23 protein-coding genes are annotated in these 23,341 nt (G+C 59.5%); 19 read left to right on the top strand and 4 right to left on the bottom strand.

Features of this window, described 5'->3' with window-relative positions:
* Positions 1 to 32 precede the first annotated feature (32 nt).
* The 12 genes from ACX80D_RS15320 (at position 33) to ACX80D_RS15375 (ending at position 13,405) form a co-directional block, all read left to right on the top strand.
* Positions 33 to 848 (top strand): putative hydro-lyase, encoded by an 816-nt coding sequence (locus ACX80D_RS15320; RefSeq protein WP_459323738.1) that lies wholly within the window; start codon positions 33 to 35, stop codon positions 846 to 848.
* 135 nt (positions 849 to 983) lie between these two features.
* The gene (locus tag ACX80D_RS15325; RefSeq protein ID WP_459323739.1) at positions 984 to 1,742 is read left to right on the top strand and encodes a LamB/YcsF family protein; all 759 of its coding nucleotides are present in this window, start codon (positions 984 to 986) and stop codon (positions 1,740 to 1,742) included.
* Positions 1,739 to 3,367, top strand: coding sequence for a 5-oxoprolinase subunit B/C family protein (locus ACX80D_RS15330; RefSeq protein WP_459323740.1), 1,629 nt, complete (start codon positions 1,739 to 1,741; stop codon positions 3,365 to 3,367). The genes ACX80D_RS15325 and ACX80D_RS15330 overlap by 4 nt, the downstream gene beginning before the upstream one ends.
* The gene (locus tag ACX80D_RS15335; protein WP_459323741.1) at positions 3,364 to 5,103 is read left to right on the top strand and encodes an acetyl/propionyl/methylcrotonyl-CoA carboxylase subunit alpha; all 1,740 of its coding nucleotides are present in this window, start codon (positions 3,364 to 3,366) and stop codon (positions 5,101 to 5,103) included. The genes ACX80D_RS15330 and ACX80D_RS15335 overlap by 4 nt, the downstream gene beginning before the upstream one ends.
* A gap of 47 nt (positions 5,104 to 5,150) precedes the next feature.
* Positions 5,151 to 5,831 (top strand): GntR family transcriptional regulator, encoded by a 681-nt coding sequence (locus ACX80D_RS15340; protein WP_459323742.1) that lies wholly within the window; start codon positions 5,151 to 5,153, stop codon positions 5,829 to 5,831.
* Positions 5,832 to 6,270: 439 nt separating this feature from the next.
* Positions 6,271 to 6,609: a helix-turn-helix domain-containing protein gene (locus tag ACX80D_RS15345; protein WP_459323743.1), complete on the top strand. Its 339-nt coding sequence runs from the start codon at positions 6,271 to 6,273 to the stop codon at positions 6,607 to 6,609.
* 128 nt (positions 6,610 to 6,737) lie between these two features.
* Entirely contained in the window at positions 6,738 to 7,364 is a 627-nt protein-coding gene (locus ACX80D_RS15350; protein WP_459323744.1) for an ImmA/IrrE family metallo-endopeptidase, read from the top strand.
* A gap of 119 nt (positions 7,365 to 7,483) precedes the next feature.
* Positions 7,484 to 8,500 carry a thiamine-phosphate kinase gene (locus ACX80D_RS15355; RefSeq protein WP_459323745.1) on the top strand — a complete coding sequence of 339 codons (1,017 nt, stop codon included), beginning with the start codon at positions 7,484 to 7,486 and terminating at the stop codon, positions 8,498 to 8,500.
* A gap of 40 nt (positions 8,501 to 8,540) precedes the next feature.
* Positions 8,541 to 9,479, top strand: a complete 939-nt coding sequence (locus ACX80D_RS15360) for a DAK2 domain-containing protein (RefSeq protein ID WP_459323763.1) — start codon at positions 8,541 to 8,543, stop codon at positions 9,477 to 9,479.
* Between the two features lie 49 nt (positions 9,480 to 9,528).
* Complete coding sequence (locus tag ACX80D_RS15365) at positions 9,529 to 11,694, top strand: ATP-dependent DNA helicase RecG (RefSeq protein ID WP_459323746.1); 2,166 nt, start codon at positions 9,529 to 9,531, stop codon at positions 11,692 to 11,694.
* Between the two features lie 57 nt (positions 11,695 to 11,751).
* The gene (gene rsmD, locus ACX80D_RS15370) at positions 11,752 to 12,333 is read left to right on the top strand and encodes a 16S rRNA (guanine(966)-N(2))-methyltransferase RsmD (RefSeq protein ID WP_459323747.1); all 582 of its coding nucleotides are present in this window, start codon (positions 11,752 to 11,754) and stop codon (positions 12,331 to 12,333) included.
* Positions 12,334 to 12,415: 82 nt separating this feature from the next.
* The gene (locus ACX80D_RS15375; RefSeq protein WP_459323748.1) at positions 12,416 to 13,405 is read left to right on the top strand and encodes a Gfo/Idh/MocA family protein; all 990 of its coding nucleotides are present in this window, start codon (positions 12,416 to 12,418) and stop codon (positions 13,403 to 13,405) included.
* A 61-nt stretch (positions 13,406 to 13,466) separates the two neighbouring features.
* Here ACX80D_RS15375 and ACX80D_RS15380 read toward each other — a convergent pair whose 3' ends face one another.
* Positions 13,467 to 13,673 (bottom strand): hypothetical protein, encoded by a 207-nt coding sequence (locus ACX80D_RS15380; protein ID WP_459323749.1) that lies wholly within the window; start codon positions 13,671 to 13,673, stop codon positions 13,467 to 13,469.
* 237 nt (positions 13,674 to 13,910) lie between these two features.
* Between ACX80D_RS15380 and ACX80D_RS15385 the strand changes: the two genes are divergently transcribed.
* Positions 13,911 to 14,846 carry a hypothetical protein gene (locus ACX80D_RS15385; RefSeq protein ID WP_459323750.1) on the top strand — a complete coding sequence of 312 codons (936 nt, stop codon included), beginning with the start codon at positions 13,911 to 13,913 and terminating at the stop codon, positions 14,844 to 14,846.
* A 122-nt stretch (positions 14,847 to 14,968) separates the two neighbouring features.
* Here the strand turns inward: ACX80D_RS15385 and ACX80D_RS15390 are convergent, their stop codons facing one another.
* Both ACX80D_RS15390 and ACX80D_RS15395 read right to left on the bottom strand, forming a co-directional pair.
* Positions 14,969 to 15,742 (bottom strand): spermidine synthase, encoded by a 774-nt coding sequence (locus tag ACX80D_RS15390; RefSeq protein ID WP_459323751.1) that lies wholly within the window; start codon positions 15,740 to 15,742, stop codon positions 14,969 to 14,971.
* The gene (locus ACX80D_RS15395) at positions 15,742 to 16,938 is read right to left on the bottom strand and encodes an aminotransferase class I/II-fold pyridoxal phosphate-dependent enzyme (protein WP_459323752.1); all 1,197 of its coding nucleotides are present in this window, start codon (positions 16,936 to 16,938) and stop codon (positions 15,742 to 15,744) included. Before ACX80D_RS15395 ends, ACX80D_RS15390 begins: the two co-directional genes overlap by 1 nt.
* A gap of 215 nt (positions 16,939 to 17,153) precedes the next feature.
* On the opposite strand from ACX80D_RS15395, the gene coaD reads away from it, so the two are divergent.
* Positions 17,154 to 17,669 carry a pantetheine-phosphate adenylyltransferase gene (gene coaD, locus ACX80D_RS15400; RefSeq protein ID WP_459323753.1) on the top strand — a complete coding sequence of 172 codons (516 nt, stop codon included), beginning with the start codon at positions 17,154 to 17,156 and terminating at the stop codon, positions 17,667 to 17,669.
* Positions 17,670 to 17,921: 252 nt separating this feature from the next.
* On the opposite strand, the gene ACX80D_RS15405 is transcribed toward coaD, so the two are convergent.
* Complete coding sequence (locus ACX80D_RS15405; protein WP_459323754.1) at positions 17,922 to 19,082, bottom strand: hypothetical protein; 1,161 nt, start codon at positions 19,080 to 19,082, stop codon at positions 17,922 to 17,924.
* A 443-nt stretch (positions 19,083 to 19,525) separates the two neighbouring features.
* On the opposite strand from ACX80D_RS15405, the gene ACX80D_RS15410 reads away from it, so the two are divergent.
* From ACX80D_RS15410 to ACX80D_RS15430, 5 genes are all read left to right on the top strand, one after another.
* Positions 19,526 to 20,005 carry a YceD family protein gene (locus tag ACX80D_RS15410; protein WP_459323764.1) on the top strand — a complete coding sequence of 160 codons (480 nt, stop codon included), beginning with the start codon at positions 19,526 to 19,528 and terminating at the stop codon, positions 20,003 to 20,005.
* Positions 20,006 to 20,064: 59 nt separating this feature from the next.
* Positions 20,065 to 20,268 carry a 50S ribosomal protein L32 gene (gene rpmF, locus ACX80D_RS15415; RefSeq protein ID WP_054011667.1) on the top strand — a complete coding sequence of 68 codons (204 nt, stop codon included), beginning with the start codon at positions 20,065 to 20,067 and terminating at the stop codon, positions 20,266 to 20,268.
* 54 nt (positions 20,269 to 20,322) lie between these two features.
* On the top strand, positions 20,323 to 21,114 hold the full coding sequence (gene rnc, locus ACX80D_RS15420; protein WP_459323755.1) for a ribonuclease III: 792 nt from the start codon (positions 20,323 to 20,325) through the stop codon (positions 21,112 to 21,114).
* On the top strand, positions 21,114 to 22,061 hold the full coding sequence (mutM, locus tag ACX80D_RS15425) for a bifunctional DNA-formamidopyrimidine glycosylase/DNA-(apurinic or apyrimidinic site) lyase (RefSeq protein ID WP_459323756.1): 948 nt from the start codon (positions 21,114 to 21,116) through the stop codon (positions 22,059 to 22,061). The genes rnc and mutM overlap by 1 nt, the downstream gene beginning before the upstream one ends.
* A gap of 242 nt (positions 22,062 to 22,303) precedes the next feature.
* Positions 22,304 to 23,242, top strand: coding sequence for a hypothetical protein (locus tag ACX80D_RS15430; RefSeq protein WP_459323757.1), 939 nt, complete (start codon positions 22,304 to 22,306; stop codon positions 23,240 to 23,242).
* The last annotated feature ends 99 nt before the right edge of the window (positions 23,243 to 23,341 follow it).

Consider the following 23,341-nt stretch of genomic DNA (forward strand, 5'->3'; position numbering starts at 1 on the left):
GATTTGGAACCCTTGAAAGGAATCCTCACGTCATGACCGCGATTCAACGAAACGCCTCGCTACCGGATGATCGGGCCGAACTGTCTCCTGCCCAGGCCCGCGAACTCTTTCGCAATGGCCTAGTAGGACCCACGGCAGGGTTCTCCCGGGGCTACGCGCAAGCAAATCTGATCATCGTGCCCAAGGACCAGGCCTTCGACGTGCTGCTCTTTGCTCAACGCAACCCGAAATCTTGCCCTATCTTGGGTGTGCTTGACGCGGGGGAGACCAGCGGAGAGCTGCTGGCTGGAGGGGATATCCGCACAGATGTCTCGCAATACTACGTCTACGAGAACGGCATCAAGATTGCCGAACCCACAGACCTGAGCCAGTACTGGCGTGATGACTTGGTGACGTTCATAGTGGGCTGTTCATTCACGTTTGAGACGGCGCTGATGGAGGGTGGAATCTCCATCGCCCACATCGAGCAGGGTGTGAACGTGCCGATGTTCAAATCCAACATTCGCAGCGCCTCGGCTGGCACCATGTCTGGACCCATGGTGGTCTCGATGCGCCCTATCCCCGCATCTCAAGTGGCCGACGCCGTTCGCATCACCTCACGCTATCCTGCCGTCCACGGGGCGCCGGTGCACATCGGCAACCCCGAGGAGTTGGGCATCACGGATCTTTCCAAGCCCGACTTCGGTGACGCGGTAGAGATTCCGTCTGGGCATATTCCGGTGTTTTGGGCCTGTGGCGTCACGCCTCAGGCTGCGGTGATGGAATCGCGCCCGGCGCTGGCTATTGGCCACGCTCCGGGACACATGCTCATCACTGATGCTAGGGACAGCGCCTATCTGGTGCCATAGCTGTTTTTGATCATGGGACTCTTCCCCGTAACGACCTGCGGCGACAGCCAGAAGATCCACATATAGAAATTGTTGAACAATGTGCCTTTTTGAGGCATCCTTAGTACAAGCTACTTCAAGAGACCGGGGTCACAAATGCCTTCTATAGACCTAAATTCCGATGTCGGAGAATCCTTCGGCAATTGGACCATGGGCGATGACGCAGCAATATTTGCATCTGTTTCCTCTGCAAATGTTGCCTGCGGCTTCCATGCTGGCGATCCCAGTGTCATTGCCCAAACCTGCCGCGACGCGGTCGCAGCAGGTGTCACGATCGGCGCACACGTGGGCTACCGGGACCTCGCCGGCTTCGGCCGCCGCTTCCTGGATTGTTCCCCCACTGAGCTCGCCGACGACGTGCTCTACCAGCTCGGCGCCCTCGAGGCCTTGGCGCGGGCTGCGGGAGCGGGCATCAAATACGTCAAACCACACGGGGCCCTCTACAACACGATCGTGCATCATGAAGCCCACGCTCAGGCCGTGGTGGATGCCATCCGCGCCTTCGGGTCCGAGCTTCCGGTGCTGTTGTTGCCCGGCTCGGTAGCGCTCACCAAGGCTGCGGCCGCCGGGCTGCGTCCGGTTGCCGAGGCCTTCGCTGACAGAAACTACAACCCCGATGGAACCCTTGTCTCACGCCGTGAAGCCAACGCGGTACTTCATGATCCTGCGCAGGTCACAGCGAACATGCTCCGACTGGCCACCGAGTCAACCATCGTGGCCATTGATGGCACTGTGATTGAGATGAATGCAGAGAGTATCTGCGTTCATGGAGACACCGCAGGGGCTGTGGCCATGGCTGCCGCTGTCCGAACAGGCTTGGAAGACGCGGGCGTCAGCATCAAGAGCTTCGTATGAGCATCCTAGCCACGCGGTTTGCAGGTTCCAGGGCGGTGCTCGTGGAGCTCTCAGATCTCGACTCGGTGCTGGCCTTGGCCGCGTTGCTGAGCGCTAACCCGTTGCCGGGCCAGATCGACGTGCTGGCCGCGGCAAGCACCCTGTTCATCAAGGCAGATTCCGCTGTGAACGCAGAAAAGATTGCTACCGCAGTGTTGGCTCTGGAACTAGGTACCGCCTCAGTCAACACTGGGTCACTCGTTGAAATACCTGTGCACTACGACGGCGAAGACCTTGCCGAGGTTTCATCATTGACCGGACTGAGCCTCGAAGCTGTCGTCAACGCGCATTCGCAACAAATCTGGCGGGCGGTCTTCGGTGGGTTCGCGCCGGGTTTCGCTTACCTCCGGGGTGAGAACCAGCTGCTCAACGTCCCACGCCGTTCCACCCCACGCAAGGTTGTCCCCTCCGGGGCCGTTGCTCTAGCCGGGGATTCTTCGGCTGTATACCCGCGTCAATCGCCCGGTGGCTGGCAGCTGATCGGCCATACCGATTCTGTGCTTTGGGATCTTGACCGTGACAAGCCAGCATTGATTCACCCTCAGGACCGTGTGCAGTTCGTCCCGAGCCGGGTGTCACTTCGTCTCTCTTCGGCTCCTGCTCTCACCCCCGTAGCAGCGGTCCCGGCCGGAACCACGCTGTTAGAAATCTTGGATCCGGGACCGCAATCGCTCATCCAGGACCTCGGCCGTCCTGGCCTGGGGGATCTGGGCGTCTCCGCCTCAGGAGCCGCGGATACCCGCTCCTTCGCTCAAGCCAACCGGCTGGTGGGCAATAGCCCTCAATGCGCGGTCATTGAGAACCTCATGGGATCTCTGAGCTTGAAGGCCCACGGCGATGTGGTCCTGGCGGTTTCGGGGGCCAGTGCAACCATCACCGTTGATCCTGTAGAGGGGGACGACTTTCACGGCGCACGTGAACCTTCCATGGATGCACCGTTCGCTCTACTGGCGGGCGAAACGCTCAAGCTCACTCCTGCTGGCAACGGACTGCGAAGCTATCTTGCCGTCCGCGGTGGTATCGATGTGCCACAGGTGCTTGGCTCGCGCTCCACCGATTCGATGTCTGGCATTGGCCCAGCGTCGCTGGCACGCGGCACCATGCTTGCCGTGGGAGTCATCCATGGCGCCCACGTGGTTGGCAATCCGGAACCCTCACCGCTTCCACGGCCCGATGCCGAGGGTGTCTACAGGTTACGGATCAGCCCCGGTCCGCGTGATGATTGGTTTGACGCTGCGGGGCTCGCTCGGTTGACAGGTCAAATCTGGACGGTCTCGGCAGAATCCAACCGCGTCGGTATCAGGTTGGCGCTCGGGAATGGCGCCACACCATTGGAACGAACCCGTACCGGCGAACTGGCCTCCGAAGGTGTTGCTGCCGGCGCCCTCCAAGTCCCGCCGTCGGGGCTGCCGGTACTCTTTTTGGCCGATCACCCAGTAACCGGCGGATATCCCGTCATTGCCGGTGTTATTGCCGAGGACCTGCCCGCGGCTGCACAGCTGCCGCCCGGTGCCGCTATTCGTTTTGTTTTGACAGATCCGCTCGTCCCCGTCCAGATCCTCCCCGCAGAAGGAATTCACTCATGAAAAAAGTCTTGATCGCCAACCGCGGGGAAATCGCCGTCCGCATTGCCCGCGCCTGCGCCGATGCGTCACTGGTTTCGGTGGCCATCTACGCAGATCCCGACGCCGATGCGCTGCACGTGCGCCGGGCCGATGAAGCCTACGCCTTAAACGGTTCCACGGGCGCAGATACCTATCTGAACATCCCCAAAATCCTTGACATCGCAGCACGCTCCGATGCTGACGCGGTGCACCCCGGGTACGGGTTTCTCTCCGAAAATGCCGACTTCGCGCAGGCCATCATCGACGCCGGGCTGAGCTGGATCGGCCCCACTCCTGCGTCCATACGGTTGCTGGGCAACAAGGTCACAGCCCGTGAAATTGCAGTTCGCGCCGGAGCCCCGTTGGTCCCGGGTACCGAAGGTCACGTGGCATCGGGTGCAGAAGTCCGCGCCTTCGCCGAAGAATTCGGCATGCCGGTTGCTATCAAGGCCGCCTTCGGTGGCGGCGGACGCGGAATCAAGGTGGTGCGTAACCTCGAAGAAATCGACAGCTCCTTTGAATCGGCTGTCCGTGAGGCCACGGCTGCGTTTGGCCGCGGCGAATGCTTCGTTGAACGTTTTCTTGATAAGCCGCGTCATGTTGAAGCTCAAGTATTGGCAGACACGCACGGCAATGTGGTGGTGGTGGGCACCCGTGATTGCTCACTGCAGCGCCGCAACCAAAAGTTGGTCGAGGAGGCCCCGGCCCCGTTCCTGAGCGATGAACAGCGCGCCTCCATCCACTCTTCGGCCAAGGCCATCTGCCGCGAGGCCGGTTACCACGGCGCAGGAACGGTGGAATATTTGGTGGCGCCCGATGGGTTGATCTCCTTCTTGGAGGTCAACACCCGGTTGCAGGTTGAGCACCCGATCACCGAGGAGACCACTGGAGTGGATCTGGTGGCAGAGCAATTCCGTATTGCTGCGGGGCTACCGCTTTCCTTCACCGAAGACCCTACCCCGGTGGGGCACGCCTTCGAGTTCCGTATCAACGCCGAGGACCCAGCCCGTGGCTTCTTGCCCGGCCCGGGGCGCATTACTAGCTTCGAGGCGCCCACCGGTTCAGGTATCCGCGTGGACTCCGGAGTGCGGACCGGATCGGTGATCCCGTCATACTATGACTCCCTGATGGCTAAGCTGATCGTCACCGGTGCCACCCGCGCCCAGGCGCTGCGCCGGGCCAAAGTGGCTCTGGATGAAATGGTCATCACCGGTGTCCCCAGCGTGTTGCCGTTCCACCGTGCCGTGGTGGTCAATGCGGACTTCGCTAACGAAGAGCGCTATGGGGTTTACACCACATGGATCGAAACAGAGTTTGCCCAAGAGCTGGCCTCCAGCCCGGAAATTGCCGCTGCCCAACCGGGCGCTGAACGCGAAACCCTCACCATTGAGATCGATGGCAAGGCCATGAATGTTGGTCTGCCGGCCTCGCTGGTACATTCGATCCGCCATGGCGGAGCTGGCATGTCCTTGGATGCTGCCGAAAATACTGCAGGGGCCATATCCGATGACACGTTGAGCGCGCCAATGAATGGGAACCTGATCAAGTGGGTCATCGAGGACGGTGCGGTGGTGGCCGAGGGCGATACCGTGGCCGTTCTGGAAGCCATGAAAATGGAAACAAATATTGCAGCTCATAAGGCCGGGACCTTTACCTGCGGTGGCCAGGCGCCGGGTGTTGCAATTTCCCGTGGAGACATTCTCGGAACTATCGCTTAGAGCTTGCTGGTGCGCGGTTGGGGACGGGGTTGGATTAGATTGGATGGATGCCAGTGAACGCGTTACTTTCATCCCTGCCCCTCGCGGAGGGCTCCACCCACGCGCACACAGGCGCTTGGGTGACCAGCGTGATCCGCGCCCGGATCGCAGAGGGGCAGTTACTTCCAGGTGCCAAACTTTCGGAGCTGGCTCTCTCCGAAGCGTTGGGGGTGTCGCGTAATACGTTGCGTGAGGCTTTCACCGTGCTTGCTCATGAGCTGATAGTCACCCGTATTCCCAATCGCGGTGTCTTTGTGGCCTCCCCTGACGCTGACAGCGTGAAGGAAATCTACGCGGTTCGGCGCATGATTGAGCCAGCTGCGGTTCTCTGGGGTCAACAGCTAAATGTTCAGGCGTTGGCGGAGATCGTGGTTGGTGCTCGGACCGCCCGGGCAGCGGGCGACACTGCGGCCATGGCCGATGCAAACCAGGGTTTTCATGAGGAGCTGGTGCGGGCCACCGGCAGCGAACACCTTCAGGAATTGATGACGCGCGTGTTGGCCCAAATGCGTCTGGTCTTTCATGCCATGAGCGATGCGCCTGATTTCCATTCGCACTACGTGGAGCTCAATGGCTCACTCGTGACGCTTTTGGAAGAGGATAAGCGCGAGGAGGCAGCACAAGCGCTGCGTTCATATCTGGACCGGGCCGAGGCTGAACTGCTGGAGCATTTGGAGCAGGAGAACTAAGTTCTGTCGGGTGCGTTTACTGCACTCATCCGGTGATAGCTCTCAACGCGGACTCCGCCCGGAGGTGTGATCGAATGACGGTCCCAGTCCAGCAGCAGCTCGGTCTAGTGCTCTGTGGCTTTGGGCCAGGGCTGAATGACCCGATCGAAAAAAGTGTCTACCCCAGTGTGCAATGAATCGGCCACATCCTGTCCGCCGGAGAAAAGACAATCGCTGCGGAACCATTGCCAGTTTTCAGCAGTTAAAGGCCGCAGCAGCCACGGTACCAGCGGTTGGCATGCCGGCTTCCCTAGTGCTAGCTGATGGTCTTGTAGAGACCCTGTACTGTCGCTAGGTTGTCGCATCAAAAGTGGAACATGGAATTGAATCAGGTGAGCGCATCTTGATTCAATCGGGGTGACTACTGACTTTGTTTGCCACGACCAGAAGGAGCAGGGCAATGCGCACAAGTGAGAGAATCCGGCACTATCGCGCGAATGCCGGACTAACGCAGCGTGCTCTGGAGGAACTGACGGAAATCTCGCAGTCCACCATAAACCGCATCGAATCTGGACTACGACCGTTGAAGCCTTACGAGCTGACGGCGATTGTACAGGCACTGGGCTGCCCCGAGTCGAGCCTCGTGGAGCGTCATGAAGTTCGGGATCGCATCCTGTGGGCGGCACGGACAAATAGCGGCGGAGAGCCGGATCCCGGCCCCGTGAAGGACTTCCTTTTCTATTTGCTTGAGATGGACACTTTTGTGAAGGAAGCCCTGCAACCGAGTAAGCCTTCCTGAGGGGAAATACTGTGGAGAACGAAGCGACCGCGGCCCGAGCGGCGGCTACATTCCGGAAAATGTAGGGGCTCGGTGATGCGCCCATTAGCGATCTCAATGACCTGCTTGAAAGCTATGTTGGCATCGATGTGGCACTTGTTCCCACGGAGCCGGGACTAGAAGGAATGATTGTGCACGATCCACACGCTGGTCAGCGCATCATTTCAGCAGCCTGCAGCCAGTCTCCTGAACGGCAGCGAGCAACCCTAGCCCATGAGCTCGGGCACATTGAGTTAGGGGACTACGCCGAAGCAGGGTTGATCCAGTGCCAGTCGAGAACTCCCCAGGAGATTCGTGCCGACTCCTTTGCTAGGCATCTTTTGGTCCCTAGCAAGGGCCTGGAATCCTACCTTGAGGGCCTAAAACTGATCAAGGGTGCGCTCACTGACGCCGACATTTCAAGGACTGTTAGGTACTTTGCGGTATCGCCTGCCCTGCTGCTGATCCAATTGGAACGAACCGGTTGGCTGGCTCCCGGACAAAAAGAGGCTTGGCAGACCCTGACGGTGCCCCTGTCAGCCGCACGCTACGGTTGGTCCGACGAGCACCGTGCCTCCCGAGCGAAATCAGCAACGCAACAGCCACCCATGCGCATCGTTGCTCAGGCCGTCAGGGCCTACGAAAACAATCTTGTGGGCCCAATGCGTGCAGCGGAACTTCATCAAGAACAAGTCAGAGCTCAAGAGGCTCTACGGCTATGTATGCACGCAGGATGACGGACTACTGCCATTTAGCCGGACAGACTTGGTGGAAGAATTCACCTCCCCAGACACGTAATGCCTCTGGCCCACGCACCCGGGCCAGCAATGTCCTACCCCTCGGCTACGGTTAAAGCATGAACCTGACCGTGGACCAACTCTCCGAATCCGAGCTTCTGGCCCGCATTTTCCCGCGGCTGCACGCCGGTACCACCGCGCTGCTAGGGCCCGGGGACGATTCCGCCATCATCGCCGCCCCCGACGGACGCACCGTCATCTCCATCGACACCCAAGTCCAAGACAAGGACTTCCGCCTCCGCTGGCCCAACGGCAGCATCTCCACAGGCTTCGACGTCGGCTGGAAAGCCGCCGCGCAGAACCTCAGCGACATCAATGCCATGGGTGCCGTTGCCACCGCCCTGGTTGTCAGCCTCACCCTCCCGCGGACGACGCCGGTCACCTGGGTTGAGGACTTTGCCAACGGTTTGAGTGCAGCCATAGTAGCGCTCGGCGCCCCTCAATGTTCAGTAGCGGGAGGGGATCTTTCCGGTGGTAGCGAACTGGTGGTTACCGTTGCTGTCACCGGATCATTGGAGGGGCTAGATCCCGTGCTGCGCAGTGGCGCCCAGGTAGGTGACCAAGTTGCCGTTTGCGGAAATATCGGAGTCTCCGCTGCCGGCTGGGCCTTGTATGAGAGCACCATTGCCGCCTCCAGCTTCACCCCGGCGATGGCTCACGCCGCGGCACTCTTTGCCCGCCCACTCCCGCCGCTTGCCGCAGGTCCTGCGGCCGCGCGCGCCGGGGCAACATCCATGATGGACATCTCCGATGGCCTGCTGCGAGATGCCACCCGGATCGCCACGGCGAGTTCAATCAGTGTGGATCTGGACTCCAGCGCGCTCGCCGTCATGGCACACAAACTGGAGGAAATCGCCGTCGTTCTTGGGGAAAATCCGCTCCAGTGGGTCCTGACGGGCGGAGAAGATCACGGACTGTTATCCACATTCCCGGCAGGCCGCACACTCCCGGAAGGGTTCATTGGGATAGGCTCCATAGTGTCCATGGAATCGGCCCGCGCGGCCGTGACCATTGACGGACAGAATTTTGAAGGCGTCGTTTCAGGCGCCCTGGGATGGGATCATTTTGCAGTCTAAGATCACCACAACTGCACCCGTAGTCCGCCGCTGGCTGGCCATGGCCGAACAAACGTTGGCCAACCACAGCGACAGACTCAACGCCATCAACATCTACCCGGTGGCGGATGCCGATACGGGCACCAACTTGTACTTGACGGTCCGTGCGGCCGCGCAGGAAGTGGCGGACCTGGAGCCGTCGGACGTTGGCGTCACCCTCGCTACCGCCGGTCGCGCCGCGATGGAACAGGCCAGGGGCAACTCCGGCACTCTTTTCGCCGTCTCGTTGGCCGCCATGGCTGAACCACTACTTGGCGCCCAGCGTCTGAGCGGACTCTTGCTGGTCACAGCGTTGCACCGCGCCCAGTTGCGGGCTTGGAGTGCGTTGAGCGAACCCATGCCCGGCACCATGCTTTCCGTGCTGGAAGCCGCAGCCCGGGGTGCGGCCGCTGTGGAAGCCACCCACAGCGGTGATGAATCCAACCAGGCTTTGGCGGAAACCATCGAGGGTGCCGTCAGTGCCGCCCGAGAGGCCGTGGTGCTGACCGAATCGCAGTTGGGAGTCCTTACCGATGCTCATGTGGTGGATGCCGGCGGCGTCGGCCTGTTGCTCATCTTGGACTGCTTGCGCTCGGTCATTATCGGCGAACCGTTACAGGAAGATTTGCTGGATGGCTTGTCCGGCTACAAGGTTCAGGACCCCAATATTGCCCTGACCATGCCGGAGCAAGAAGGTGTTGAGGTCATGTGCACCATCTCCTTGACACCCTTGGCCGCCGCAGGGTTGCGTCTGGAACTGGACAGCATGGGTGACTCGGTCATCATGAGTGCGGTGTCCGAGCAGGCGGATCCCACCGGCGCCTACCCGTGGCGGCTGCATGTTCATGTGCCGTCGGCCCTCGTTGCTCTCGAAGCTATCCATGCTGTGGGTGATCCCAGCAACGTGAGCATTTCAGCGCTGTCCGCCACGTCAGTGCAGGACACCCATGAGCTCCTCTGATCCCGGCCCTCGATTCCCCAACCCGGCGCAAGGGTATTCAGACCTTGCGATGAAAATCTCAGCTCTGCTGGGCACACACACAGCCGATGCGGTGGAAAGAAACCTAGGCCTCACTACTGCCGGGCAAATGCTGCACCAGTTCCCGCGCCGGTACCTCGAGCGCGGTGACCTGACCGATCTGAACCAATTGGAACTCGGTGAGGATGCCACCATTTTGGCGCGAGTGGTTTCCCAGCACACCCGCTTTATGCAAAAGCGCAAGGGCACCATCACCGACATTGTCATCACTGATAACTCCGGGCGCCCGTCCGATCTCGGCATCAGCTTTTTCAACGGCTGGACGGCCAAGAAAGAACTTGAAGAAGGCGTGTTGGCGCTCTTCTCCGGCAAAGTGGGGGAGTATGGCCGCCGCCAGGTGCTGACCAACCCCGGCTATGTCCTGCTCCCGGATGACGAGCTAGCCGAGCACGAGGCAGAGTTGCAGGCTGCCAGGCCCATCCCGGTGTATCCGGCCACGTTGAAGTTTCCCAGCTGGAAAACAGCGGATATTATCCAGGCTCTGCTGCCTGCGCTGGATCTGAATAAAGTGCCTGATCCCATCCCCAAACATATTGCGGCCCGTGAGCGGCTCATGCCGTTGCCGGAGGCCTATCAAGAGATCCATGGTCCGACCGATATGGAATCCTGGCCCCGTGCCCGCAAACGCTTCCGCTATCAAGAGGCTTTGGCGTTGCAGACTGCCTTGGCACAGCGGCGTCTAGCTGTCATGAAGCAGGACGCCACCGGACGGCACCCAGTCCAAGGCGGGCTGCTGGACGCCTTCGATGCCAAACTGCCCTACACACTCACCGCTGGCCAGCAAGAGATTGGCGCGTTGATTGCTTCCGAGGTTGCACAAGGCCACCCCATGCACCGGCTCCTGCAGGGTGAAGTGGGTTCCGGTAAGACGGTGATCGCCCTGCGTGCCATGCTCCAAGTGATCGACGCCGGTGGGCAAGCAGCATTCTTGGCTCCCACCGAAGTGCTGGCCGCCCAACATCTTCGCTCCATTTCCGCCCTGTTGGGTTCACTAGGTGAGGGTTCCTTGCTGGGTGGCGCCGCCGCCACTCAAGTGACCCTGCTGACCGGATCCATGCCCATGGCGGCCAAGAAGAAGGCGCTGCTGGCAGCCGCTTCCGGTGAAGCCGGCATTGTTATTGGCACACATGCGCTTTTATCCGATAATGTGCAGTTCGCCGATCTAGGACTCATCGTGGTTGATGAGCAGCACCGCTTCGGAGTAGAGCAGCGCGATGTTTTGCGGGCCAAAGCGCACAAGCCCCCGCACCTGCTGGTTATGACAGCCACGCCCATTCCACGCACTGTGGCCATGACCGTCTTTGGTGATCTTGAGGTTTCCGAGTTGACGGAGTTGCCGGCTGGGCGCACTCCCATCCTCACCTATGTTGCTCCCTTGACGGAGCACCCTAGTTGGGAATCTCGTGTGTGGGCCCGCACTCGTGAAGAGGTTGATTCCGGCCACCAGGTGTATGTGGTCTGCCCCAAGATCGGCGATGCTCCCGACGCCGAGGACGTTCCTGCCGACAAGGCTGATGCCCGCCCCATGACTGGAGTGTTGGAGATCGTGGAGTACCTGCGCACGGTTCCGGCCTTGGCCGGGTTGCGCCTTGAAATGCTGCACGGGCGGATGGATTCAGCCGCTAAGCAAGCCACCATGGCGGGATTTACCGCAGGTGAGATTGATGTTCTGGTGGCCACCACGGTGATCGAAGTAGGTGTGGATGTGCACAATGCCACGCTCATGGTGATCGTGGATGCCGACCGCTTTGGCATGTCACAACTGCACCAGCTCCGAGGCCGTATTGGGCGTGGCGGGCACCCCGGAACCTGCTTGTTGGTAACTTCTTTGGAACGCGATCACCCTAGCCGAAAACGGCTCGATGCCGTGGCTGCCACCATTGACGGTTTTGTGTTGGCCAAGCAGGATTTGGAAATGCGCCGAGAAGGCGACATCCTAGGTGCTCGGCAATCAGGCGGCGTCAGTGGTTTGCGGATGCTGAGTGCTGTGAAGGATGAAGAATTGATTGGCAGGGCTAGGCAGGACGCCATCAAAATTGTTGAGCTGGATCCTGAACTGGAATTCCACCCGGCCCTGAAGCTGGAAATTGAAATGTACTTGACCGAACAGAATGAGGCTTTCCTTGAGCGTGGCTAAGAATTCCGTGACTTTGACTAGCGTGGCCTTGACTGGCGTGGCAGATGGGGCGCAGGCATGACCCGCATTGTTGCCGGGGCAGCTGGCGGTAGCACCCTGGTTTCAGTTCCCGGAGAGGGCACCCGACCCACCACCGACCGAGTCAAAGAGGCACTGTTTTCTCGGCTGGAATCCATGAACATGCTCGCCGATACGCGTGTTCTGGACCTGTATGCAGGGTCAGGATCGTTAGGTGTTGAAAGCGCCAGCCGAGGAGCAAAGTACGTAGAATTGGTTGAGTTCAACGACAAAGCCGCGGCCGTCTGCCAGCGCAATGCCGAACTGGTCAACAAGGTCCTTGGCTCCAAAGTCGTCAAGGTTCAGCGCTCCAAAGTGGAGTCTTTCCTGGCACGGACTGCAGAAGCCGGCGTCGAACAGTGGGACCTGGTCTTCATGGATCCGCCGTACCCGCTGACCGAGGCAGAACTTTCACTGGTGCTGGAATTGTTGGCGCCCCAGCTGAGTTCCTTCGCCGTGGTCATTGTGGAGCGTTCAGCACGCACGCCCGAGCCCACGTGGCCGGCCGGCCTGACCGGATTGACACATAAAAAATATGGTGAGACCCGCCTCTGGTTCGCCGAGCCCGTTGGCCAGGATTAACCCACCCACACACATAAACGCTATCGCATCAAATGTGCTGTTTTCCCAATCGCTAGCGCATCAAATGTAAGGGACCTGAGTCGTGGAGCAACTGCGCATTGGCATCATCGGAGCTGGTGGCATTGCCGGCGTTCACATTGCCGGTTGGCAGCAATTGGGGGCGCAGGTGAGCGTTTACTCGCGCTCCGGGGCTGCCCACTTGGTGCGCAAATTTGGTGTTTATCAAGCCGATTCTTTGGACGAGCTGCTGGGAGAGTGCGATCTGGTCAGCATCCTCACGCCCACTACCACGCACCACGCGTACGCCATGGCTGCCATTGCTGCGGGCAAGGACGTGATCTGTGAGAAGCCGCTGGCTGAAACCGTCACCCGGGCTGCCGAGATCGTCAATGCCGCCAAAGCCGCCGGGGTGCAAGTCTTCCCAGCCCATGTGGTGCGCTTTTTCCCCGAGTATGTTCAAGCCAAGCAGCAGCTCGAGCAGGGTTTACTGGGAGCCGCGAAAGTGTTGCGGCTCAGCCGTGCCAGTGCGGCGCCGGCGGCGGGCTCCTGGTTTTTCAATGAGGAACTGGCTGGCGGCATCATCAGGGACCAGATGATCCACGATCTCGACCAGGCGCGTTGGCTGGCCGGGGAAGTGATCCACGTTGAGGCTCTGCAGGACCCTCCCACAGTCAACGGCGTAGTTCCGCGGCCCGTCGCGGCGAAGGTGTTTTTGACCCACGAGAGCGGTGCCGTCAGCTTCCTGCAAGGGGAGTGGGGACCGGACAGCATGCCGTTCCACACCTCGATCACAGTGGAGGGCGCGGACGGAACCTTTAGTTTTGCGCTTCCCGCAGCGGGTGATGACGCGGCTGAGGGCGGTCAGCTACCGGCGCAGTCACCGGCTGATAGCCCCTACACATTGCAGATCGCGGAGTTCGCTGCGGCGCTCTCTGACGCAGTGCCGTCTCGAGTCAGCCCGTTGGACGGCGTTATGGCGGTTGCGCTGGCGGAGGCAGCTTACGCTTCAATCGCCTCGGGCGGACCGGTGGAATTCTCAGCGGCTGAGGTGGCTGGACTGCTAGATCATTAGATGGTGCAGATAGTTATCTCGTGGACTTAGCTTGGTTCGGCTTGATCTAGCGCGTGAACCTCTAGCGTGTGAACAAGGGCGCCAGTGCTAGCACGAGAGCTATGGCTGCAATCAGCACGACTCCGGCGGAAATAATCGCGAAGGCGCGGCGTTTGTTGCGGTTTGAGTGGTCCACGGAGTGGTTCATGCGGCGATACGCCGGTTTGTCAGAACCGTGTTTGCTAGAGCTTCGACGGTCCGATGTGCGGACCCTTGCTGAGCGGGACATTGATCTCCATGAATAAGCGGTAATTCCTCGGGTATCAGCCCGAACCGTCTTCCATCTTACGGTCAACCGCCCCCGGAACAGGAATACGGGCCATGTAACGGTGCTCTCCCTTTCGCTGGACGGTTCCGCTGGGGCGCCTGCCGGATGGGCCGTGAAGGATTGAAAACCCAACGTTGACAGCTCTACGGGGCTGTCATAAGTTCAGGTCACTGCAGGCTTGCCGAGCCAAGGGGTTCAATGATGCGCATCCGGACTGTAATCACCTCAACCACTCTTGGAGCTGTGGCGTTCTCTGCGCTGACAGCTTGTTCTGGCGGGACAACAGGCCCGCCAGCGTCTGGGGGTGAGCCGGGAGCTTTGGGTGGGGCCGCCGTCGGCGTTGAATCAACGAGCGGGGGCTCCGTCGAATCGTCGGCCGCTTCCGTGACACCCACGGCAATGGATATCCGGTCACTGGATCTGGCCAACACCACGTGGCTGTATTCGGTCGGCGGCTTTGACGTGCCACTAGAGGTGGAGTTGGTGGGTGGGGAAGCAACTTCAGATGGTGGGGAGTTCCCTATCAGTTACGGGCTGGGCGAGGTGGTCTACGGTGATGTTGACGGGGACGGTGATGACGATGCTGTGGCTCGCATCAACCGTGCGCAGAGCATGGGTTCTGAAGGACTTTGGTATATCTGGCTTGCCGACGTCGCCGGGGCCGTGCAACTGAAATATCCCATAGCCCGGACCGGCAGATGCGCCACGTTCGTGGAGCTCCCGGTGATTGAAAATGGGGCCGTGAACCTGACCGAGTATGAGCGTGTGCCCGGCCTAGATGATGCCATTCCATGCTCCGAACCGGGCACGGGCCTGAAGAAGCGAACCATCTCCATCTCCTCCGATGGGACCGAGATGTGGCCGGTACAGACTCATCCTGCTGCTGCTTGGGGAGGCCTCTGTCCGGGAACAAAATACAATGAAACCTCACCCGGAGTCTCGGATCTGTGGGCGGCTCCGTATGAGTCTGCGGCCGTGACCGCCACCACCTCGCCCGACGGCGGTGCAATGTTTGAACTTCAGGAAGCGCCACTTCTACAGAAAAACGGTTGGTATCCCGTGGGAGTCAAGCTCGCTGGCATGGCGAACGCACAGGGCATCACCCAGCTGGAGTGCGCTTGGGCCATGGAGTGACGCCAGGTGCGGGACAGCACAGCCTTTACTGCACTAGCGTCTGGGAAAAAGCGGTTATTGCTGCGATAGCGTTTGTTTTTTTTCATCGAGTAGGTAGTTAGTGCTGGCAGTGGGTTAGTTGATCAGTTGGTTAGTTCGTCTAGCTCTACGCCGATCATCACTGTTGCTGGGTGCGGGCCTGCAGCCACCAGCACTTGCGCCCACCCTTGTGGCCACGGGCTGTTTTTACCCAGCAAAATGATGTTGCCCGGGTAGCGACGGCTAAATAGCATACTTGTGCCATAAGCGGCCACACTAGGCATGGCTTCTTGGAGAGCCTTGGTCTGGCTGGTCACCAAGGTGAAGCCGGGTTCGTCGCCAACGTTGACGGCCAGGATTCCTTCCGGCGTCAGCACCGCCGCGGCTTCGCGGTAAAAGTCTTCGCAGGCGAGGTGAGCAGGGGCATCCGGACCGCTAAAAATGTCCAGCACGACGACGTCGAACATCAGGCCTTGGGGTAGATCCGCCAGCTCTTCACGGGCATCTCCCACATGGCTGCTGAGATTTGTGCCGGCGGGTAGGGGTAGCTGCTCGAGAACAAAGTCCAGCAGTTCGCGCTCGAGCTCCACGGCATGCTGCAGCGAGCCTGGCCGGGTGGCCTGAATGTAGCGGGCCAGCGTTAGTGCCCCGGCACCCAAATGCAATGCCGTAATGGGTTCCCCAGCGGGCTTGACCAGATCAATGGCGTTGGCAATGCGACGCAGATATTCGTAGAAGACCTCTTGCGGCGCGGCAAGGTTGACGTGCGACTGCTCCGCGCCGTCGATGCTCAAAACGAAGGCATCGTTGTGCCAGGGATCAGGCTCGATCGTGGCGTGGACGCCGCTGGTGCGCAGGAAACGGCTGGGTGTGGCCATTAGATCTTGTCCTTGAGGGTTGCGAGGCGTTCGGCGGCCTGTTCCAGCAAGGGAACCTGTTTGCAGAAGGCGAACCGAAGTAGTGAACGGGTGCGTTTGGCGCCTTCGGGGTGGCAGAAGACCGGGACGGGGATGGCGGCGACTCCGATGATTTCCGGGAGTCGCCGGGCCAAGGCGGTGGCGTCGGTGATGCCCAGTTTCTGAGTGTCAGCGTTGATGAAATAGGTGCCTTGCGGCAGGTAGACATCCAGGCCGGCCGCACGTAGACCTTCGGCGAGAATATCGCGTTTGTGGGCCAATGTTGCTGCCGCATCGGTGAAGAAGCTTTCGTCCATCCGCAGGCCTGCGGCAATGGCGCCTTGGAACGGTGTGCCGGAAGAATAGCTCAGGAACTGCTTGACGGTGCGGGCTGCTGCGACGAGTTCCGCCGGGCCGGAGAGCCAGCCGATCTTCCAGCCCGTGAAGGAGAACGTCTTGCCGGCGGAGGAGATGGTGAGCGTTCGATCTGCCGCACCGGGCAGCGTGGCCACGGGTATGTGCCGGGGACCAAACGTCAGGTGCTCATAGACCTCATCGGTGAGGATGACGGCGTCGTACTTGATGGCGAGGCGGACAACTTCTCTGAGCACTTCCACGGGGAACATGGCGCCGGTGGGGTTGTGCGGATTGTTCAGGATGACCATTTTGGTGCGCTGACTGAAGCTACTCTCCAACGTGGCCAGATCCGGCATGAAGTCCGGGGCCAGCAGCGCAGCGGTGGTGTGCTTGGCGCCACTGAGGGCAATCATGGCGCCGTAGGAATCGTAGAAGGGCTCGAAGGTGAGAACCTCGTCGCCCGGGCCGGTCAACGCCAGAACGGCGGCAGCGATGGCCTCGGTGGCGCCGGTGGAGACGATGACTTCAGTCTCCGGATCCAGGGAAATGCCGTAGAAGCGGTCTTGGTGTTCGGCAACGGCGCGGCGCAGATCCAGAATTCCCTTGCCAGGAGCGTACTGGTTATTGCCGTTGGCGATGGCCTCCTGGGCGATCCTGCTGAGCTCCGCAGGGCCGTCCTCATCGGGGAAACCTTGGCCGAGATTGATGGCGTCGTGGCGGTTGGCGAGAGTGGTGATCTCCTCAAAAATGGTCACACCGAGGGAACCATCCGGGCCCAACAGATTGGCTCCTTGTGCGGTCCGGTGCCAGGGCGTGCTCATGGATGCTCCTCAATCAAGTGCTCAAAGTATGCTCGTGTAGCGCAGGCTACCTTGGCAAGGTTACCGGCCGGCGCGCGAGGGTGGAGCCGTCTGTTGGGTGATTCCTGACCGTTACTGGGTGGTAGGAGCCGGTACTAGACGGTATTGGCCGGAAGATGACGCGTTTGTGCTAAAAGCATTGGTCAGCGGGATGCAGGTGGACTAGATTCTTCTGTATGCGACGCGCTGTATGCCCCGGATCCTTTGACCCCATCCATAAGGGACACATTGAGGTGATTGCCCGCGCTTCGGCCCTGTTCGACGAAGTGATTGTGGCAGTCTCAACGAACTATGCCAAGAAGTACCGATTCACGCTCCCGGAACGCCTGGACATGGCACGGAACACCTTTGCGGCATTGTCAGGGATTGTGGTTGAACCCATGGGTGAGGGCCTGCTTTCGGACTACTGCCACGACCGGGGAGTTTCCGCCATTGTAAAGGGCCTGCGGTCCTCGTCAGACTTTGACTACGAACTGCCGATGGCCACTATGAACCGCCAGCTCTCCGGAGTAGAGACGGTGTTTTTGCCCGGCGACAGCCGCTACCTGCATCTCTCCTCGACCCTGATCAAAGAAGTGCACACACTCGGCGGAAACGTGGCTGATTTTGTGCCGCGCGCAGTGCTGCGCCGCCTGCAAGGCGATGTTGGTCCGGACACCACCCCCGTCACGGTGGTCCCGCCGAGAGGTTAAAGGCTTGGGATTTAGCTGATGCCCGAAATTTCCCTGGGCCTTAGGATTATTGGCTGATTACTTCGACTCATACGCAGTGCTGGTGGGACCTTTTACGGATAGGCAAAGTCGACTTATTTTATACGCAACGCCAACTCTTCACGCTGCGGTACTGTCACAGCACCGCAGCGTGGTCGGGTGGTGCGTGCGTATAAGCAAATTGCTGCGTTGCTGCACCGCCACCGCGCGGGGCGGGGAAACACCATGCAGCTATTAGCGCGCCGTTTCGGGGTCTTCCTGTGAGCCTGGGTCTTCCCGCAATCCGGGGTTTAGCTCATGTTCTGGATAATGGCCTCCCGGGTCAAAAACCGCTCCGGAAAGTGGCGCATAGGCGAACCACCCGATGCCATTGCCTTGATCGGCCGCGAACTGCGCCTTAAGCTCGTCCTCGGCGGTCACCATGGCCCGGAATGCTTCAGCGGCTGCGGGGTTCTGGCTGGACTGTTCCGAGCGGAACAGCTTACGGACGGATCTGGGTGCGTAAGAGTGGAAGTCCACTTCAAAACCAACACCTAGTTCGTCGGCGAGCCGCTGTGCCAATTCCTTCCCCGTGGCCGTGAACGGTGCAGCAGTCTGGGGATGCTTCCACGATTGCTGGCTATCGAGCGATTCGTAGTACGAGGCCACCCACGTTTCCATGTCCGCAGAAAGGGCAGGGGAGAGCCTCGCGTCGGCGTAGCTAACCGGGCCGTACAACCACAGCACAGTGTCTGCATAGTCGGGGTAGAGCCTGATGCGGATAAGCGATTCATCGGGCGTAGTGGCAGGAGTCTGTGTGCCCGCAGCGCTAATGTCAGCGCGAATGTCTAGGTGCAGCACCACTCCGGTGGTGACCAGATGCGTGGTGACCAGATGTGGAGAGGTGCCCTCACCTGCCGCTGGCACATAGTGAGGATAGTTGCTGATGGGGCGAAACTGCTGATCGTGACCCGGGGCGGGCACCCAGTTCATTCCGTCGCCATCCACATCGGCGTAGAACATTGCGGCTAGTTCCATGGAGACGACCACGCCGGAGGCTTCCGGGAAGCCTCCGGGCACCTTGCCATAATCTGAGGCATCGATGATTCCCGTCAGCGTCACCGGCCCCTGGGTCACGGTGGGCGCATCCCAATACAGGGAAAAGCCCTCGCAATGGATAGCTGTGGGAAAAGCGTCGGGGTCATATACAGACGGAGTGCCCAGAGGCTCGGCCACGCCGGTCACGGTGACTACCTGACCAAACTTCCCGTACCACTGGTCTTGCGTAGTACCGAGCTCCTGATGGTGATTATCCGTTTCCAGCACAAGCACGTGGCTCAGCGACATGCCAAGGTGAGGGTGCTCGATATCGCCATCACCTATTTGCCAGTCCGGGACGTACACGGGGAGGATCATGGTCTCGATTATGCCCACCCTGAGGCCGACATGTACGGAAAAAGAGGCGCATGACTGCCGCGGCGTCACTACAGCCGGGCCTAGCCACAGCCAGCAAGAGTCAGCCAGCGAGAGTCAAAGAACCCAGCCATACGGCGTCGTACTTAATAGAGAAAAGCCTGCAGATACGGCTCACAGTGGACAAAATAGGCGCTCGAGACCGCCTTGAGAGTTACATCACGCATTGCGGTTCGTCGCAAAGGCCAATGCTGTCGTAGACTGAATAAGGCCAATTTGGTCTGGTACCGCTCATTTTGATGCCCGGGAGCTTTCGGGCTAAGATGATGCGTCGGTCATATGTTCTTACAGGAGTTCTCATTAGCGAAACCACGTTGGGCAACAAGTCCAACCATGGCACGCCCCTTAACGTCAGCGTAAGGGAGCTTGGGCGCAGCCCGGGCAGTATGTGGAAGTTCGAAGAACGTATACCTGTGCCGGAAGATTTTGGCACCCCGCTCATTGGCGCGATTCCGGAATCCGTTTTGGATTTGGAACTCCGTTTTGAGGCCGTTCATGAAGGTATTCTTGTTTCGGGTAACGTACTTGTCGAAGTGACTGGTGAATGTTCCCGCTGCTTGGAGACGTTCGAGGATGACCTTGAAGTCGATGTGCAAGAACTTTTCTTCTACGAGGAGCCGTCCGCGGAATTCCTTGAACAAGAAGAAGATCAGCAACGTTGGGTCGAGCACGATTCTATCGATCTTGAACCGGTGTTGCGGGACGCAGTGGTAACCGCCCTGCCGTTCCAGCCGGTGTGCCGGGAAGACTGCGAGGGTCTGTGTTCCGAATGCGGAATACACCTTGCGGATGAGCCGGGGCACCATCACGAGATCCTAGATTCTCGGTGGGCTGCCCTACAGGGCTTAACCGGCGAAGAAAACTAGCAAAATAAGTTTTACTCATGGGCAGATGCCTATGAGTTATCGAGAGAAAAGAGTTTGCCGTGGCTGTTCCCAAGCGGAAGATGTCCCGTGCCAATACGCGCGCACGCCGTTCCCAGTGGAAGGCCACCGCGCCTGCTCTGGTAAAGACCATTGAAAACGGCGAGGTTGTTTACAGCCTGCCGCACCAGGCCAAGGTCGTCACCGACTCAGCCGGTACCGCACTGTTCTTGGAATACAAGGGCCGTAAGGTTGCTGACGTCTAAAGACGTCTGGGCCATCTGGTCTGTTCAGTTTGATTAATATTTAGCAGGAGAGTAATGTCCGCAGAAATTCCATCACCGGAACTCACGGACGGTCACATTCTGCTCTTGAAGCGTCTCGGTGTCAGTATTGATGCCGGGACGCTTCGTCTTGCCCTCACACATCGCTCTTACGCGTATGAAAACGGCGGCATCCCCACGAACGAGCGCCTCGAGTTCCTCGGCGACTCCATCCTGGGCTTCTCCGTCACCGACGCGCTCTACCGCGACAACCCCACACTTCCCGAAGGCGATCTGGCCAAGCGCCGCTCCGCCGTAGTCTCCACCCGCGCCCTAGCCTCCATTGGCCGCGATCTGGGAATTGGCGAATTCATCTACCTCGGACAGGGCGAACGGCTCACCAAGGGCCGCAACAAATCCTCCATTCTGGCCGACACGATGGAAGCGCTCATCGGCGCCACCTACCTCACCCACGGAATTGAAGTTGCCCGCCAACTGGTCATGCGCCTGATTGGCCCGCTGCTAGCAGATTCCGCCGTGCTCGGCGCCGGCACCGACTGGAAAACGAATATCCAGGAAATTGCTGCTGCCCGCCGTCTCGGCACCATTGTCTATGACATCACCGGCGTTGGTCCCGACCACGACCGTTCTTTCACCGCCAACCTGATCATTGGCGGCAAGCATTACGGCACCGGCACCGGGCCCTCCAAGAAGGAAGCCGAGCGCACCGCCGCCGCTGCCGCCTGGGTGGACCTGGAGAAGAAGTTCTCTCCTGATTCCTCTTCCAAGAACGACGCCGACACCTCCGCCGCGGGTGCATCGCCTGCTGCTTCTTCCACCGCAGAATAATGCCGGAGCTGCCCGAAGTTGAGGTAGTTCGCCGGGGCCTTGAACGTTGGGTTGCCGGGCGAAGCATCCTGGATGTTTCTGTCCCTGATCCGCGCTCGATCCGCCGGCACTCACTGGGTGTTGAAGACTTCCGCGGGAACTTGATCGGCGCCACCGTGCTGGACGTTGTTCGCCGCGGAAAGTTCCTCTGGATGCCTCTATCGGATGAGCTTTCGTCCTCTGGTGCGCCGCACACAGCACTCGTGGCCCACTTAGGTATGAGTGGACAGCTGCTGGTGGAATCACCGGAGCAGCCGCACGAGAAACACCTCAAGGTCCGCCTTTCCTTTTCCCCGCGATCTGATGCCCCTGAGGAACTGCGCTTTGTGGATCAGCGAATCTTCGGTGGGCTCTTCGTAACCTCACTGGTTCCCACCGCTGATGGACTTCCCGGTGGAGCTGGCAAGAGTGATTGGGCTCTGATCCCTGACGAGGCAGCCCATATTGCCCGCGACCCGCTTGATCCGCACTTCGACATGGAGGCACTCCACCAGAAGCTGCGTGCACGTAAGACAGGCATCAAACGGGCCCTGCTAGATCAGGCTTTTGTCTCCGGAATCGGCAATATTTACGCCGATGAGGCGCTCTGGGCTGCCAAGATGCACTACGCCCGGCCCACGGAAACGTTCCGCCGTCCGGATACTGAACGAATTGTTGATGCTGCCCGAGATGTCATGTCTCGAGCCTTGGATGCCGGCGGCACCAGCTTCGATTCGCTGTACGTCAATGTCAACGGCGCCTCAGGATATTTCTCCCGGTCACTGAATGCTTATGGCCGTGAAGGCGAACTCTGCCATCGCTGCGAAGAGCTGGGTTTGTCCAGCAGGATTCGTCGCGATACGTTCATGAACCGATCCTCGTTCAGTTGCCCAGTGTGCCAGGCGAAACCCCGCAACGCGCGGATGTAGCAGTTACCGCGGGGCTGCAACGCCCAGATGGGATGGATTCTCCAACTGATCGGTGCTTAGCCGCGTTTGAGGCTGTGTAGCTACCGATCTCGGGGCTAAGCCCAGCCCAAGTTGTGGCGTTTGTGCAGCCAGCAACCTGCGTTATCCACAGATTCGGCGCTTTCCTGACTTTGGCATTGTTTGAGCGGCTGAACTTGACCAGACTTTCTTCACTGGACAGTTCATCCACGGAAGCACGGTTTATGCAGCTCTGGCCCGACGGCAGAATTATTGCCACCACAGGGCAACTACTAGGCGCCGGGTTAACCACCAGGGATCTTGAAATTGGTGTCACAGCGGGAATTGTGTACAGGATGCGTCGTGGTGTGTACATTCCCATGCATCAGTGTCAGGGGCGTAAGCCATGGATTCAAGACAAGCTGGTGCTGTCCGGGCACATCGTCCAGTTCAACGGCCAGCACGTGTATTCGCATTTCAGTGCGGCGAGATTGCATCATCTTCATGTGTGGAACAGTTCTCCGCTCATCCACATCAGTTCTGCCTACAACTCATCACGCTCCAAAACTGCGGTGGACGTGGTGATGCATACCCAGGAAGTACCAGCGAAAGACATCGTGGAGAAGGTTATTCACGGATTAGGCCGGGTCAGGTTCACCAGATTGGAGAGGACCGTTCTCGACTGTGCAACGCTGGCACCGTTTGCCCAAGCAGTCGTGATCGGGGATTCGGCTTTGGCTGCTGGACTAGATATTCAGGAGCTGGATCGGATGCTTGATGGCGCCCTGGGCAGACGTAGTATTCGCCGGGCGAGACGGGCCATCAGATCTTTGAGCAGCACCTCGGAGTCCGCTGGTGAATCAAGAACCAGACTCATCGTTGGAGAACTGCCTGTTGAACAACCGGAGCAACAAGTATGGATCAGCACCAGCCATGGATCCTTCAGAGTGGACTTCGTGAGGCGCGGAATTCGGCTGATCTTGGAGTTTGACGGTGACACCAAGTACTTCGACTTCGGGGACAGCACAGATCAGGCACTAATCAAAGAACGCGAACGTGAAAACGCTTTGGTTGAAGAAGGCTGGCGGTTCATTCGAGTGAAGTGGAAGCACCTCGATGATCCTGAAACACTCAAAGTGAGAATCATGCGGGCCTATCTTGCAGCCGAGCAGGCCGCCGCATAGGTGTCAGATAGTGGGGGCCAGCAAACTTGAGCTGGTGTTAGCCCCGAGATCGGTAGCTACACAGCCTCAAACGTGGCTAACTACCGATCAAGCTACTAG

The organism is Arthrobacter sp. Sr24 (genome assembly GCF_054511175.1).

Excerpts from the sequence above, each read along its gene's own strand:
- ACX80D_RS15320 (WP_459323738.1), top strand. The coding sequence starts at position 33 with ATGACCGCGATTCAACGAAACGCCTCGCTACCGGATGATCGGGCCGAA.
- ACX80D_RS15325 (WP_459323739.1), top strand. The coding sequence starts at position 984 with ATGCCTTCTATAGACCTAAATTCCGATGTCGGAGAATCCTTCGGCAAT.
- ACX80D_RS15330 (WP_459323740.1), top strand. The coding sequence starts at position 1,739 with ATGAGCATCCTAGCCACGCGGTTTGCAGGTTCCAGGGCGGTGCTCGTG.
- ACX80D_RS15335 (WP_459323741.1), top strand. The coding sequence starts at position 3,364 with ATGAAAAAAGTCTTGATCGCCAACCGCGGGGAAATCGCCGTCCGCATT.
- ACX80D_RS15340 (WP_459323742.1), top strand. The coding sequence starts at position 5,151 with ATGCCAGTGAACGCGTTACTTTCATCCCTGCCCCTCGCGGAGGGCTCC.
- ACX80D_RS15345 (WP_459323743.1), top strand. The coding sequence starts at position 6,271 with ATGCGCACAAGTGAGAGAATCCGGCACTATCGCGCGAATGCCGGACTA.
- ACX80D_RS15355 (WP_459323745.1), top strand. The coding sequence starts at position 7,484 with ATGAACCTGACCGTGGACCAACTCTCCGAATCCGAGCTTCTGGCCCGC.
- ACX80D_RS15360 (WP_459323763.1), top strand. The coding sequence starts at position 8,541 with ATGGCCGAACAAACGTTGGCCAACCACAGCGACAGACTCAACGCCATC.
- ACX80D_RS15365 (WP_459323746.1), top strand. The coding sequence starts at position 9,529 with ATGAAAATCTCAGCTCTGCTGGGCACACACACAGCCGATGCGGTGGAA.
- rsmD (WP_459323747.1), top strand. The coding sequence starts at position 11,752 with ATGACCCGCATTGTTGCCGGGGCAGCTGGCGGTAGCACCCTGGTTTCA.
- ACX80D_RS15380 (WP_459323749.1), bottom strand. The coding sequence starts at position 13,673 with ATGTCCCGCTCAGCAAGGGTCCGCACATCGGACCGTCGAAGCTCTAGC.
- ACX80D_RS15385 (WP_459323750.1), top strand. The coding sequence starts at position 13,911 with ATGATGCGCATCCGGACTGTAATCACCTCAACCACTCTTGGAGCTGTG.
- ACX80D_RS15390 (WP_459323751.1), bottom strand. The coding sequence starts at position 15,742 with ATGGCCACACCCAGCCGTTTCCTGCGCACCAGCGGCGTCCACGCCACG.
- ACX80D_RS15395 (WP_459323752.1), bottom strand. The coding sequence starts at position 16,938 with ATGAGCACGCCCTGGCACCGGACCGCACAAGGAGCCAATCTGTTGGGC.
- coaD (WP_459323753.1), top strand. The coding sequence starts at position 17,154 with ATGCGACGCGCTGTATGCCCCGGATCCTTTGACCCCATCCATAAGGGA.
- ACX80D_RS15405 (WP_459323754.1), bottom strand. The coding sequence starts at position 19,082 with ATGATCCTCCCCGTGTACGTCCCGGACTGGCAAATAGGTGATGGCGAT.
- ACX80D_RS15410 (WP_459323764.1), top strand. The coding sequence starts at position 19,526 with ATGTGGAAGTTCGAAGAACGTATACCTGTGCCGGAAGATTTTGGCACC.
- rnc (WP_459323755.1), top strand. The coding sequence starts at position 20,323 with ATGTCCGCAGAAATTCCATCACCGGAACTCACGGACGGTCACATTCTG.
- mutM (WP_459323756.1), top strand. The coding sequence starts at position 21,114 with ATGCCGGAGCTGCCCGAAGTTGAGGTAGTTCGCCGGGGCCTTGAACGT.
- ACX80D_RS15430 (WP_459323757.1), top strand. The coding sequence starts at position 22,304 with ATGCAGCTCTGGCCCGACGGCAGAATTATTGCCACCACAGGGCAACTA.